General features: G+C 34.5%; 14 protein-coding genes and 1 riboswitch. Of the genes, 2 read left to right on the forward strand and 12 right to left on the reverse strand.

Annotated elements, in window-relative coordinates; translation table 11 throughout:
- Positions 1–8: 8 nt before the first annotated feature.
- From MHH66_RS18960 to MHH66_RS18970, 3 genes are read right to left on the reverse strand one after another with little or no spacing between them, the layout of a single operon-like run.
- Entirely contained in the window at positions 9–572 is a 564-nt protein-coding gene (locus MHH66_RS18960; protein WP_002064506.1) for a CPBP family intramembrane glutamic endopeptidase, read from the reverse strand.
- The gene (locus MHH66_RS18965) at positions 572–2,101 is read right to left on the reverse strand and encodes a RecQ family ATP-dependent DNA helicase (RefSeq protein ID WP_078184188.1); all 1,530 of its coding nucleotides are present in this window, start codon (positions 2,099–2,101) and stop codon (positions 572–574) included. Before MHH66_RS18965 ends, MHH66_RS18960 begins: the two co-directional genes overlap by 1 nt.
- On the reverse strand, positions 2,091–3,152 hold the full coding sequence (locus MHH66_RS18970) for a helix-turn-helix domain-containing protein (protein ID WP_078184187.1): 1,062 nt from the start codon (positions 3,150–3,152) through the stop codon (positions 2,091–2,093). The genes MHH66_RS18965 and MHH66_RS18970 overlap by 11 nt, the downstream gene beginning before the upstream one ends.
- Before the next feature lie 297 nt (positions 3,153–3,449).
- Here MHH66_RS18970 and MHH66_RS18975 point away from each other — a divergent pair, with 297 nt between their 5' ends.
- The gene (locus MHH66_RS18975) at positions 3,450–3,698 is read left to right on the forward strand and encodes a ferredoxin (RefSeq protein WP_001151994.1); all 249 of its coding nucleotides are present in this window, start codon (positions 3,450–3,452) and stop codon (positions 3,696–3,698) included.
- Positions 3,699–3,815: 117 nt separating this feature from the next.
- On the opposite strand, the gene MHH66_RS18980 is transcribed toward MHH66_RS18975, so the two are convergent.
- A complete protein-coding gene (locus MHH66_RS18980; RefSeq protein ID WP_078184186.1) occupies positions 3,816–4,394 on the reverse strand; it encodes an ECF transporter S component in 579 nt (192 codons plus the stop codon).
- Between the two features lie 163 nt (positions 4,395–4,557).
- Positions 4,558–4,697, reverse strand: a riboswitch (FMN riboswitch).
- 248 nt (positions 4,698–4,945) lie between these two features.
- On the opposite strand from MHH66_RS18980, the gene MHH66_RS18985 reads away from it, so the two are divergent.
- The gene (locus MHH66_RS18985; protein WP_002030740.1) at positions 4,946–5,632 is read left to right on the forward strand and encodes a hypothetical protein; all 687 of its coding nucleotides are present in this window, start codon (positions 4,946–4,948) and stop codon (positions 5,630–5,632) included.
- 221 nt (positions 5,633–5,853) lie between these two features.
- Here the strand turns inward: MHH66_RS18985 and MHH66_RS18990 are convergent, their stop codons facing one another.
- From MHH66_RS18990 to rluB, 8 genes are all read right to left on the reverse strand, one after another.
- Complete coding sequence (locus MHH66_RS18990; RefSeq protein WP_078184185.1) at positions 5,854–6,468, reverse strand: peptidoglycan DD-metalloendopeptidase family protein; 615 nt, start codon at positions 6,466–6,468, stop codon at positions 5,854–5,856.
- A gap of 85 nt (positions 6,469–6,553) precedes the next feature.
- Positions 6,554–7,135, reverse strand: a complete 582-nt coding sequence (locus tag MHH66_RS18995) for a cob(I)yrinic acid a,c-diamide adenosyltransferase (protein WP_002011763.1) — start codon at positions 7,133–7,135, stop codon at positions 6,554–6,556.
- Between the two features lie 142 nt (positions 7,136–7,277).
- On the reverse strand, positions 7,278–9,053 hold the full coding sequence (gene resE / locus MHH66_RS19000) for a sensor histidine kinase ResE (RefSeq protein ID WP_002011760.1): 1,776 nt from the start codon (positions 9,051–9,053) through the stop codon (positions 7,278–7,280).
- Positions 9,053–9,769 carry a DNA-binding response regulator ResD gene (gene resD, locus MHH66_RS19005; RefSeq protein WP_002011758.1) on the reverse strand — a complete coding sequence of 239 codons (717 nt, stop codon included), beginning with the start codon at positions 9,767–9,769 and terminating at the stop codon, positions 9,053–9,055. Before resD ends, resE begins: the two co-directional genes overlap by 1 nt.
- A gap of 301 nt (positions 9,770–10,070) precedes the next feature.
- Complete coding sequence (gene resC, locus MHH66_RS19010) at positions 10,071–11,228, reverse strand: cytochrome c biogenesis protein ResC (protein ID WP_002030737.1); 1,158 nt, start codon at positions 11,226–11,228, stop codon at positions 10,071–10,073.
- Positions 11,229–11,246: 18 nt separating this feature from the next.
- Positions 11,247–12,863, reverse strand: coding sequence for a cytochrome c biogenesis protein ResB (gene resB, locus MHH66_RS19015; RefSeq protein ID WP_078184184.1), 1,617 nt, complete (start codon positions 12,861–12,863; stop codon positions 11,247–11,249).
- 124 nt (positions 12,864–12,987) lie between these two features.
- Positions 12,988–13,509 (reverse strand): thiol-disulfide oxidoreductase ResA, encoded by a 522-nt coding sequence (resA, locus tag MHH66_RS19020; RefSeq protein WP_002064495.1) that lies wholly within the window; start codon positions 13,507–13,509, stop codon positions 12,988–12,990.
- Between the two features lie 94 nt (positions 13,510–13,603).
- Positions 13,604–14,332, reverse strand: a complete 729-nt coding sequence (rluB, locus tag MHH66_RS19025) for a 23S rRNA pseudouridine(2605) synthase RluB (RefSeq protein ID WP_002030733.1) — start codon at positions 14,330–14,332, stop codon at positions 13,604–13,606.
- Between the last annotated feature and the right edge of the window lie 275 nt (positions 14,333–14,607).

Consider the following 14,607-nt stretch of genomic DNA (forward strand, 5'->3'; position numbering starts at 1 on the left):
CCTTCCATTTATTTTCTTAATTGGAGCCCCATTATAAAATCAACAAGAAAGTGTGCAAAGATTGTTATAAATAAATTTCCTGTCCACTCGAATACATAACCAAAAACAAAACTAATAAAGCAGACGAAACAAAACAAAAAAGGCTTCGTTATATACCGAATATGTAACACTGCAAAAATTAAACTCGCTATTACAATTCCGAAATGAGTCTGCACTACACCTCTAAATAAAAACTCTTCCGCAAAGCCAATAATAAACGTGATAACGAGTAAATGCATGACAGAAATCCCTTGAAACATTCTATCGTTAATGCCACCATCATCAAACCAAGATTCTGGAAACACTCGCATTGCAACATAATCTAATAACACAATACAAATCGCTAACAAGCTACCTATTAAAAGTATAGAAACCGGTTCCCATTTCCATAAACTATAAACTTCTCTTTTATCTTGAAATAATATATATGCTAGTAAACAACCGATACCAATAATGATTAGTTGTGTTATGTAGAGATTCAGTCTTATTTCTCTCGGACTCATATCTTCAACATTATGCCTTTGAATGTTCATCATTCCTCCATCTTTCCTAGGCCGAAAAGCTTTTGTAACTCTGTTTCCCAATTATAGTCGAAAACTAACTGTTGCGCTCGTCTTTTTTTATAATCCGTTTTTGTAATACCACAGTAATCACAACAGTTTTCTATCTCTTTTTCTTTTCTATAACCGAATTGTTGTAATAAATATTCACGTCTACATCCTTGAACCTGTATCCATGACTTCATATTTTCTAGCTCACTATATTTATTACGCATTCTCACTTCCACTTCCGCTATTAATCTGTGCATTATTTCATCTGACAAGCTCTCTAACATGAGATTTCGCTGTTGTATGATTCCAAGATGTTCGAGATGATAACGTGTAAAGCGCCAATACTGTTCATTAAATCTTGCTGCATTATAACAAATTTCTTCTACATCTTCTAATGGTAATACTTTCGTTTGAAACATTCTTTCTTGTAGTAACGAAAATAAAAATTGTATTTGCGATTTACTTGGTAATTCATCTTCAATGATTGAAATTGGCAAATCGTGATCCAATGGACTACATAATAAAATGGCTATACTCAATTCTCCATCTCTTCCCGCTCTTCCAATTTCTTGTAAATAGGAAGCTACATTTGTCGGATATTGAAAATGAATAATATATCTTGTATTCGTCTTATTTACCCCCATCCCAAAAGCACTTGTACATATTACAATTTGCAACTGGTCATTCATAAACTGTTGTTGAATTAACATACGCTCTTCATGTTCCATACCACCATGATAAAAAGCTACACCTGTAATTCCTTTTCCTCTTAAATACTCGGTTAAACGCTCTGTCCAGGCCCTACTTGAACAATAAACAATACCAGGCCCTTGCAAATACATTACATGCTCAAAAAGCGCCTCTTTTTTTTCTTCTATTGTTTCCACAAATTGCACTTCCATCGCAATATTTGGACGATCAATTGAGTACACATGCTCAGCAATATTTTTTAGATTTAAACTTTCCGCTATATCTCGCAATACATCCTTTGTCGCAGTTGCTGTTAATGCTAATACTGTCGGAGATCCGATACTCTCAATTACTTTATCTAATTTTTTATAATCTGGCCGAAAATCATAGCCCCATTGTGAAATACAATGCGCTTCATCTACGACAAATAATGAAATATGAATTTTTTTCAATTCTCTTATTAGAAGTTCCGACTGCAACATCTCTGGTGATGCGAAAACAAATTTATAAAAAGATAGCTTTTTCATTGCTTCTCTTTTTTCAATTAACGTCCGAAAACTATTCAATGCAATAACTCGATTTTTCACGACATACTTTAATTGCGTAACTTGGTCTTCCATTAAAGATAATAATGGTGATACAACAAGCACCGTACCCTCTTGCAGAAGCCCCGGAAGTTGATAACACATTGACTTTCCCCTTCCAGTCGGAAGCATTGCTACAACATCTTTTCCTTCCAATAAGTCCGTAATAACTCCTTTTTGCCCCGGACGAAATTCAGAATATCCAAACCACTTATATAAATATTCCTCAAGCTTCATTTATACCCTCCATCCGTGCCAATACAAGACGTACTTCAAAATAAGAGATTTCCTCTCCAACCGCTTGCTTCAACACACGCAATTTACGTGTTTGTAATGCTTCAATTACTTTTGTTACTTTTTCCATTTTTTCTTTTTCCATAAACATTTCAATAGAAAATTCTTTTTCTCGTAAAGCAATTTCTACAAAATGGTCTTCTATCGTGGCAACCTTCAAATTCCGAATTGTTGCTATTTCTTCTAAAGAGCGTCCTTGTCTCCAAAGATTATATGTTTTTTTCGTTGATAAACTAAATAAATCAGCTTTCTCATTTGGATAAGATATAATTTCAGCTAATAATGGAAACTCATTTTCTTTATTGCGAACTTCTTGAATAAGGAAATGAATTGTACCCCAAAATAAAAAATACACTCGAAATATATCTTGTTTCGTAATTTCCGCTAATTGTTGTAAAGTACACCCAATACGTTTATACCCAGTTAACCGATATATTACGATTGTCGCCTCTACTGGATTATTTTTTTGTAAAAGAGTATGCATTTCCTTCCATAATCTTTTAGCCAATTCACTTCTCATATACGGTATTCCAGTGAGAAAACGTTTCACCCACATCATTATTTCTGTATCCTGTTGAATTGGAATAAATTTCGTATTCGCCTGTTGTAAATTCGAAATAGTTTGAACGATCAATGATAACCTCTTCCAAAACGTTTCACCTATTTCACCATAGTGTAAACCATTTAAATATGTCGGAAAGGCAAAGTCACCTTCCCATTTGTTTAATTGCACGTTACCAGCCGTCGTTAACACATATGTATTATCATGTATACCTTGAACTAAATTCGTTTGTAACAACTTTGCAACTTCTTGATCATAATCAGCTCTATTTAATGACTTATAAATCCCAAACAAAAAAGAAATTTGAAACATATTCCCATCTTGTAATGTTTGCGACGATCTCTTTCCTTTTAATAAATAATAAATCGAAGAAACGGTTCTTTCACCATTCAATTGTTTTAAACAATATAATAAAGTATATTGTAGCTGCATTACCGCTTCCACCTCTCAGTCTAACTTCATTCCTTTTTCAATACGATTGCACATTAACTGCTATTCATTTAACTTATCATATTCACACTACATGCTTGTATATATTCTATTGTATCAAACGAAATAACATTTAAGTATTTTGAAAATCTTATGAAATAATTCAAAAATAAGTTGACACTCTAATTGATAAGCATTATCATTATAATTTTATGTTGAAAAGTTTTTAAAACCGTTTTACAATAAGATTATAATTTTTTGGCGAACTTTTCACATACATATTATCAGGAGGGAAAAAATATGGCAAAATATACAATCGTTGACAAAGATACTTGTATTGCATGCGGTGCTTGTGGTGCTGCTGCACCAGACATTTATGACTATGATGATGAAGGCATTGCATTTGTAACATTAGACGATAACCAAGGTATCGTTGAAATTCCAGATGTATTAATCGAAGATATGATGGATGCATTCGAAGGTTGTCCAACTGACTCAATTAAAGTTGCTGACGAATCATTTGATGGCGACTCTTTAAAATTCGAATAGTCTTTTATTAACTTCAAAAAATCCCCCTCATAAGTATGAGGGGGATTTTTTGCACTCTTTTTCATTCTCACTAACAAAAAAACCATTAGCAGTTACGCTGCCAATGGTTTAATATTTTTAAGCATTTTTCATTTTTGCAAATACCCATACTTTCAAGCGTGAAAATAGTGCTATAAATACAATTGTTACAACAATTCCTTTAATTACATTAAACGGTAATATCGCCGTTACAATAGTTTGTCGCATAATATCACTAGACATAGCTGGTGAATTTAAAAACCAAGTGTACGCTGGTAAAATAATAAAGTAATTTAACACACTCATAATAACTGTCATAGTAATTGTACCTAGCATTAATCCTGTCGTTAAACTTTTTACTGTGCGATACTTTCGGAATAAGAATGCTGCTGGACCAATAAATAAACATCCCGCTATAAAGTTTGCTACTTCTCCTACTGGTACTCCCGTTAAACTTCCTTGAATTCCGTAATGCAAAATATTTTTTATCGCTTCTACAATTACACCTGCAATTGGACTAAAAATTATCGCCGCAATTAAAGCTGGCACATCACTAAAATCAATTTTTAAAAATGGCGGAAGCCCTGGGAATGGAAAATCCAACATCATTAGTAAATACGCAATACTACTTAGCATCGCTACACTCACCATCTGCACTACACTGTTTTTTTGTTTCATCTTTCTCTCTCCTTTTCCATCGATCTTCTCATGGAAAGTGGAAAGGTTCTGCTATGCCTATTTTTTCATAGAACGAAAAAACCCTTTGTGATTTACACAAAGGGAGAATTTTAAGGCACATCAAACAGACGTTCAAATACTTATCTTTTTTGAACGCTTGAACCTCCATCTTCTCCCATCCAGACTGTACTGTCGGCTTTGGAATCACACCAAATCCTGCCTTAACGGCTCGCGGGCTTAGAACGAAATTATTAAATGTTCATCACCGCCGGTCGGGATTTTCACCCTGCCCCGAAGATAGACCGATATTCTATTTTCCACTTCATTATACAACAACATGATCGTATTGTGAACAAAAAAAGTGTAACTTACTAAAAATAAGTTATTAATTTTATATAATTAAAGAAACGATCACTATTTTTTACAATACAACCCATATTTTTTATAATTCGGTATTTCTCTTATGAATCCCCCTAGTCATATGTCGTCAAAAGTGATAAGATGTTGAATTGTTAAGATAAGAACATTTTCTGAGTTATGGAGGAAATGTCATGAAGAAAGATAAAAGACACTCTATTCGAGAAGCAATGAAAAAGAACTTAAGAAAAGAATACTTTTATTTGAAAAAAGAATTACTTTTCTACTGTCCAATTGATCTAGGCACATTCTCAAGAGAGACATACTACGCTACTTTTGACCAAGATGGCATAAGTATTTATCAGTATGATAAAAAAACAGAAAGTAAATTAAAATTGTGTGAGCGTCATCCATGGAAGAGTTGGAATAAGGTAAAAGTTGATCACTATTTAACAACTTCTCAATTTATTTTCCAAGGTGAGCGAAATTGGATTTTATCCCTTTTCCAAAAAGGAAAAGAAGCTCAAAAAATAATTGAAGAACATACATCTTTACAAACGGAAGTTGTTTCCCGTCCGTTTTCCAAGAAACTTCCTGGTTTCCGTTCTGATACACCATTGAATAAATACATCGGTTGCATTTGTTACACTGCACTTATTGCATTTTTATTAAAATGGATGATTCCATTTCAAGCACCACAAATCGCCCTGTATTCTCTTTCAATTGGCTTTATGCTTCTTGGTTTACTTTGTCTTACAATTGGTCTAATCGAACCAACTATCGTACTATTTCGGACAAAAGAAAAAACAAGAACAAAAGTCTTTTACTTATATAGCTACTTAGCTATTACTGGATTTATATGTGTCTTTATTTTTTGGTAAAAGAAGCCGTCCCAAAAGATCTTTTTGGGACGGTTTTTCGTTAGGAATAGGTTGCTCTTATTGTCGCATTTTATTGTTAGTCGATATTTCTTGTCGAAATGTCGATATAATAATAGCTATGTTCGATATAAATTTTCGTCGATATAATTTCATTTACTATCGCAATCTTAAACAAGAAGAAAATAAATTTATTCAAAAGTTATGCTTTTGGGACGTTGCCTTTACTTGACGTATAGTTGTTGGTTCGGATAGATTTGCTCTTGTCGCAATCCATTCCTCACTTTAATTTCCTCAACTGTCATACTAAATTTCCGGGCAATACCAACTAAAGTATCACCTTTTTGTACAATATATAGTGATGATGACACAACTTGATTTTTTTGTTCATTTAAAACAAGCAACGGATTCATCGCATTCCTTTTCTCCATCGTCCATCTCCCTTGATGCACTTCTAAATGTAAATGCGCTCCTCGCGATTCTCCTGTATTCCCTACCTCTCCAATTAGCTCTCCTTTTGAAATGTTATCACCTTGAACTACATATCTCTTATTTAAATGCGCATAAACAGCCTCATATTCTCCATGTTTAATAAACACAACATTTCCATAACTACTTGAAAAATAAGACTTTGTCACCTTACCATCTTGAATAGCTGCAACAGGCGTTCCAATAGGCGCAGCTATATCAATACCATAGTGTTTCCCATGTCTTGTCCCAAAATAATCACTTATCTGCCCATCAACAGGCCATATCCACTGATTCCCTTCAGCGTAAACATGTAATTGAGATAAAAATAATACACTCAATATCACCACGCCACATTTTAACGCTTTCATATACATCCTCCGTTTTCTAATAGCCGTCATACCTTCTCTATTGTGGGATATTACAGAAAAAAGTATACAAAAAAAAGAAAGTGTATTACTCCACTTCCTTCTCTTCTTTATTACGAAAAACAAGTGCACTGCGGTTATACTCCACATCTTTCACTTGTAAACGCGCATTTATTACTCTAGCAAGCGCAAATAAATAATCAGATAACCTATTTACATACTTTAGAACAATTTCATTGGTTTCTCCTTCTTTTTGCAATGACACTATACAACGTTCTGCTCTTCTTATAACTGTACGTGCAATGTGTAGTGCAGCCGATATCTCGCTACCGCCTGGTAAAATAAAACGCTCTAAAGGCGGCGCTTCTTCTGTATACGAATCAATTCGTCTCTCTAAATACTCGACCATCTCTATCGTTACTTTATAAGGGATTTTCTTCTCTACTATTGCTAAATCCCCTCCACAATCAAATAGTTCATGTTGAATATTTTCAAGTTCGTTATAAATGTTACGAAAACATTCCTCTTGTAATTTAGACATGGCATATCCGATATGAGAATTCGCCTCATCAATTGTTCCATAAGCTTCTACACGTATATGATCTTTATCCACTCGGCCACCTATGACACTCGTTTCCCCTTTATCACCTGTTTTTGTATAAAGTTTCATTTCATTATGACACCTCTCTTTTTATTTTCATTCTGATTATTAAAGAAAAAAACTCTACCATTCTTTATTTAATTGCACTTACAAAAAAATAAAAAAACAGTAAAGCTTTTATTCATAATCAACTTTTAAAAAACATATATATCTAAATTATACGATTTGGTAAATATACAGAGAATGTAGTTCCTTCTCCAACGACACTTGATACAAAAATCTTCCCGTCATGACCTTGAACAATATTTTTAGCAATCGCAAGCCCGAGTCCTGTTCCAATTTTTTTCCCGCGAGTTCTCGCTTTATCAGCTTTATAGAATCGATCGAACAAGAACGGAATATCTTCTTCTGGAATACCAGCACCTGAATCTTGCACTTCGAAAGTAAGGCCACTATTTTTCGTATTAATTACAAGTGTAACATGTCCACCTGCATTTGTATGACGGATTGCATTATCAATTAAATTCGTCAGTACCTGTTCCATACGGTCTGCATCAAACGGATATTGTTCAATTGGACTTTGGAAATCCACTGTTAATTGGACTTCTTTATCCTTTGCAATCCCCTGGAATTTACGGCCAATTTTTTCGACAAATGGATGAATATCTACTTCCCCTATATGTAACTCTACATGTCCACTTTCCATACGGGCTAAATCTAATAACTCATTTACAAGTTTACCTAAACGAACAGATTCATCATAAATAATTTGAACAAACTCATTAATTTCTTCTTTCGTTTGCACAATATCATCTAAAATTGCTTCACTATATCCTTGAAGCATTACCATCGGTGTACGAAGTTCATGTGATACATTCGCAATAAAGTCTTGACGCATTTTCTCAAGACGACGCTCCTCCGTCATATCTCGCAATACTGCTACAGCTCCACGAATTTTTGTTTGATTGTAAAGCGGTGTCATAAGAACTACGTAGTTACCTTTTTGCAAATTAATTTCAACAACTTGTTGTTGCTCACTTTCTACAACGAGATGGAATAGTTCAACAAGTTCAGAAGGCAGTTTTTTAATTAACTCTACTTCTTTTTCTTCTTGCCAAACTTGTAAGAAGTGTTCTGCCGGTGGATTGATAACAACGACTTCACCTTCTTGATTTAACGTAACAACACCATCTGCCATACTACTCAAAATGCTAGCTAACTGCTCTTTTTCTTGCTGCAGGGCATTCATATTAAACTTCAACTGTTTTCCCATTTGATTTAAAGCAGTTGCAAGCTCACCAATTTCGTCCTGCGACACCATAGGGGCTTTCGTATCAAATTTCCCGCGTGCTACCTCAAATGCAACCTCACGCATTTTACGAAGTGGTGCCGTAATTCGAGTAGATAAGAAAAATGCAAAGAAAGTCGTTAAAATAATCGCAATCCCGGCTGATAAGAAAATAAAATCAGTCGTTCTCTCCATACCTTGTATTGGAACTTGCAATGATTCATATACAAACACTGCACTTTGATTTTTTGACTGTACTGGTTTCCCGACGATCATAATATCATTTTCAGTATTTTTATTCTTCCTACTATTAGAAGCTTTTCTAATATTATTCTTAATATCCTTTTTATCTGTAAAAACAGCTGCTAATTCTTTATCATTTTTCAAATCATCTATTGTAAGAGTAACTAATCCTTCTTGTTTCGGCGAAGAAGAAATTTCCTTACCGTCTTCTACAATGATAATCCTTGAAAGTGGATCAGAAAATTTGTAAGCAATATCCTCAATCGTTTTTACATCGGCACCTTCTTCAATTAATTCCGTGACACTTGTTGCAACTTTCTGAAGCCTAGCTTCACTCATATCAACATAATACGTTCTAAAAAACTGTGAAAGTAAAATAGCAACAAATCCAAGAACAAACGAAACGAGAAGTAATATGGTCATCCATAACTTCCCTACTACACTTCTCCAAAGCATCAGTCGTTCACAACCTCAAACTTGTAACCTACGCCCCAAACGGTAACAATCATTTTCGCTGCATCTGGTGATTGTTTACTTAACTTTTCACGTAAACGCTTTACATGCGTATCAACTGTACGTAAATCTCCGAAGAACTCATATTGCCATACTTCTTTTAACAATTGCTCACGGTCAAAAACTTTATCCGGGGATTTCGCTAAGAATAATAGTAATTCATATTCTTTCGGTGTTAAGTTTACTTCATTACCATCCGCTGTAACGCGGTGCGCATCATTATCAATTGTTAAATGAGGGAAAACAGTAACATCTTTCGTCGTTGTATCTTGTGTAAAGAATGTCGTTGGTACAGCGCGGCGTAATACTGCTTTCACACGAAGTACTACTTCACGCGGGCTAAACGGCTTTACAATATAATCATCAGTTCCAACTTCAAACCCTTGTACCCTATTTACTTCTTCACCTTTTGCTGTCAGCATAATAATTGGCGTCGCTTTCTTCTCACGAATCCCTTTACACACTTCGATACCATCTTTACCAGGCATCATAATATCCAGTAGAATTAAATCATAATCATTTTGTAACGCCATTTCTAAAGCTGTATCACCATTATCCGCTTCTTCAATTGTGTATTGCTCTCTTTCTAAATACATCTTTAATAAACGACGAATACGATCCTCATCGTCTACAATTAAAATTCTTGATTCATTTTCCATTTCTACCCGCTGCGTACTTTTACCACAACGGTTTACACCTACCCTTCTACAATATAATGTTGCACCTATCCTCGTTTAATTAAGCATTTTTTAACGTTCCACTTCCCATATTATGCTTCACAAGAATAATAAAGTTTGTTCATTTTTTTTCCAAAACTATGTATTTTTTTTGAACAGTATATTTGGTCCTCGACATCATTTTACAGAATCAACCGCTACTTTGTCATGTTTTTCTCAAAAAAGAAGAAAATTTGACAAAAATAAAATAGGAAAGTGACATACACTCTCCTATTTTATTTCTCTATGCATATGAATGTAAACCCGCGATAATTAAGTTTACTACAATAAAGTTAAACATAATGATTGCAAAACCAATCACTGCAAGCCAGGCGGATTTTTCTCCATGCCATCCTTTAGATAAACGTAAATGTAATACCGCAGCATAAAAGAGCCAAGTAATAAGCGCCCAAACTTCTTTTGGATCCCAACCCCAAAAGCGCGTCCAAGCGATTTGAGCCCAGATCATTGCAAAGATTAATGCTCCTAATGTAAACACCGGGAATCCTATCGCAATAGAACGATATCCGATTTCATCTAATAAATCACTATTCGTATTCTTTACTAACGGCTGAAGTGCCGCTGACACTCGCTTACGTAAAACAAGTCTTAATACAATATAAAGTAGCGTTCCGACTAACACTGACCAAATAACAGTATTTAATTTTTTCGCATTTACAATCGCTGGAACTTCAACTGTTGGCTCTAATTTATTTTCTGTCATTAACTTCCCTTCATGCGGTCCAACTAAAGCAGGGAGATTATACTTCATTTCAACTTGTTGTTCATTTTTATCAATCCATTGAAACTTCGCTTCGTATTTCATACTAGAAAATACCGTTGTTATTCCAATAAACCCAACTGTACAAACAAGTGTGAAAACTACTGTCTCTAACCAAAATGTACGCTTACTTCTTGTTGATTGATCTACATTTTTCAGTAAATACATTACGCCTGTAATAAAACTAATTGCTAATATTGCTTGTCCCGCTGCCGCTGTCGTTACATGAATATGTAGCCAATTACTCTTTAAAGATGGGATAAGCGGCGAAATTTCTCTCGGGAACATACTTGCATAAGCGATTAATAAAAGAGCTACCGGTAAAGCAAATAAACCAATAATACTTACACGATACACAAAGTACATAATGATAAAAGCTCCCACAAGCATCATGCCAAAAAATGTACCAAATTCAAAAAAGTTACTAACCGGTGCATGTCCTGATGCGATCCATCTTGTAACAAAATATACTATTTGTGCAATAAATCCTAAAATTGTTATAGTTATACCTATATTTGCCCACTTGTTACCTTTTTCTTTAATTGCTCCTCCAAAAAATAAAGTTGCAATTAAATATAAGATAAACGCCGCGAACAGAAAATTACTACTTATTTGTACCATATCGTTTCCCCACCTTAACTAATTTTTTTCATTCATTTTATCGTGTGGTTGTGGAATCGCTGTTCCTTCTAGTACTCTTTCAATATCTTTCTTTAAGCCGAACCAATTTTTATTCGTATGGCCTGCAACCCACCATTCATCATTAACACGTTGTATCCAAATACGGCGATGGTTCCAATACATACCTTGAATCACACCAACCATAAATATAAATCCTCCAATACCGAGAATCCAAAGCGTCAAATCTTTTCTTACTGTAAGAGCTGTTGCATTTTGCATTTCCACACCTGCAAATGACATTTTATATTTGTTATTCCCATCTGGTTCTATATTTTGCTGAATACCGACGAAACTCACTTCACCATCTGGTGTTTCAGGCGTAAACATTTTAAACACAAATGCAGGGTTGTTTGGTAATTTCGTTTTCGTATTTGGTCTTCCATTCTCGTCAAAATAAAAATCTGGAAAATAGCTTAATAGTTCTAAAGAATAACCATTTCCTAAATCAAATTTTTCTGTAGGATTCGTTAAATCTACTTTAATCGGTCCCCACTTTTGATTATTTTCTTTGTTTTGCAAATGGAATGACATGCTTTTAAATTCACTTTCTTTGTAATCCACTTGATAAACAGCAAATTGATCAAATTTCAGTGGCTCATTCACTCGAATTTCAGCTTCTTTTACCTTTTCTAATTTTGGTTTTTGACCCGCTATATTTTCTCCTACCGCTTTATATAATACAGCATTCGTTTGGAAGTTTTTCGCAATCATTTTATCACCAACACGATCAATTGCTTCATCAAAAACTTCTTTATCCTTACTCTTATCATAAACTTCCTTGATAAACTTTTCGTTTTTCAAATAGTATTGACCATCTGTTCCTGGTATTTCTTTCGTTTCACCGTCACGTAACCAAAGTGCTTCATCTACATACATACTCGGTAAAAAACGTAGCATTGCACCGAATAGAAAGATAATAAGACCAATATGGTTTACATATGGACCCCAACGTGAAAAACGTCCCTTTTCCGCTAAAACGTTCCCGTCTTCCACTTTTACATTATAATTACGTTTCTTTAAATTAATTTGAACTCGTTCTAAGTCACCTTCATGCGGCGTACCAGTCCCGTGCACTCTCTGTCTTTTCAAAAAACTTGGGTGTCTTTTCACCCCTTGTTTTTTTAAAGCTTTATAAAGAGGAATGACACGGTCTAAACTACATATAACAAGTGAAATACCAATGGAAGCAATTAAAATCATGTACCACCATGATCCATATAAATTATTAAATCCTAATTGATAGTATAATTGTCCTAAAAATCCATACTCGGTCTTATAATATTCAGCTGGTTCGATTCCTGGAGTTATGTACATTTCTTGGGGAAAGATAGTTCCTATTGCCGATGAAGCTAAAGTTATTACGATTAACCATACACCTACTTTTACAGAAGAGAAAAAACTCCAAATTTTATCGACTATCGTTTTTGTATGTGTGAGAGATCTCCGAGCACTCCCCTCATATCTCATATCCAATAATTTTATATTTTCATTACTTTCAAATGGTTTCCCACATGCTTCACAAAAAATGGTTCCTATCGGATTAACATGTCCACATTCACACTTAATTTCTTTCAAAGCTCTCACCGCCCTTTTATCTATATGTACTATTGTATATTCCAGCCTAGAGTTACCGCAATACTCAGAATTTTTAAAGCGAAGGTGCTATACGTAAGCACCTCTTATGTAAAGGCTTTCTTAATTATGGAGTGATTTTCTTTAAGTACTCTTCCAATTGTTCCTTCGTTTGCTCACCTATAATTTGCTCTACTACTTTGCCTTCTTTATCAATTAAAAAGGTTGTTGGTAATGGTCCCACTCCATATGTACCTATGATCTTTTGCCCTTTATCAATTGCAACTGGGAATTTCAAATCATATTGTTTCACAAAGTTCTTCACTGCGATATCCGTTTCATCTGCATCTAAGGCAATAATTTCAACGCCTTTTTCTTTATATTTCGGATATAACTCATTCATATAAGGCATTTCTTTTTCACAAGGTTTACACCAAGTTCCCCAAAAATTTAAAAATACACCTTTTCCCTTTAAGTCTTTTAATTCAATATTCTTTCCTTCTAAATCAGTTACAACAAAGTTAGGTGCTTCTTTTCCAATTTGCATTTTCTCTTTATCAGTAAAAAATCCTTGATATAGCGTAAACCCTACCGCACCGCTTAAAATGAGCAAAATGATAACACGAAATAATAAGCGATTTTTTTTCATGTTGTCTCCCCTCTCTTCGACGAGTGATAAATATATGTATTTTTTAATAAATCACCAGCGGAGCATTCCACTGGTGAAAGTTTCACAATATAGATTAGCGAGGCTTTGTAGAAGCCAATGCACGTAATTGTTTCACCTCATGTGGTGTCAATTCTCTTGCATCGCCAGGACGCAAACTACCCACTTCTAAAAAGGCATACCGTTCACGTTTTAATTTCATTACTTTACAATCTAACGCTTCAAACATGCGGCGTACTTGACGGTTACGTCCTTCATGAATCGTTAATTGTACAATTGCCATCTCTTTACGCTTGTCCCAAGAAATAATTTTCGCTTGTGCTGGTGCTGTTTTCCCATCTTCTAATGCAACACCTCGTTCTAACATGCGAATTTTCTCACCTGTTAATGGCCCTTTAATTTTCGCAACATACGTTTTTTCAACTTTATATCTCGGATGCATTAATACATTTGCAAATTCACCATCATTTGTCATCAATAATACGCCAGACGTATCATAATCTAAGCGTCCGATCGGGAATAAACGTTGTCTAATTTCAGGGAAAAAGTCTGTTACAACATTTCTTCCTTTATCATCTGATACACTTGAAATTACACCAGTTGGTTTATATAGTAAAAAATAAACAGGTTCTTCTTTTTCAAGAGGGATGTTATTTACTTCCACTTTATCTTGAGGAGTTACTTTTGTTCCTAACTCCTTCACTATTTTCCCATTAACTTTCACTTTACCTTGCTGAATTAATTCCTCAGCCTTTCTTCTCGATGCAATACCTGCTTGCGCAATCACTTTTTGTAATCGTTCCATTTCTTTTTTTCACCTCAAATTTATCTTACCTTACATTAGAAAGACTTGGCAACCGCCTAAGCTTTATGCCATTTACTTCGCCTATCTTTAACAACATAGCCATGATGATAAACGTCTAAAGGCATATCACGTTTTCACCCTTTATTATTGTTTACACTTTTTCATGTTGTCCACGATAAAAGTTCATCATTTTGTCAAAAACACCGCATAAAAAAACCACTATTAAACTACACGTTAATAGTGGTCGTATACGTATTATAAGCTAAATAGCGCAA

The sequence above is a fragment of the Bacillus sp. FSL H8-0492 genome (assembly GCF_038006145.1).
Lineage (GTDB): Bacteria > Bacillota > Bacilli > Bacillales > Bacillaceae_G > Bacillus_A > Bacillus_A mycoides.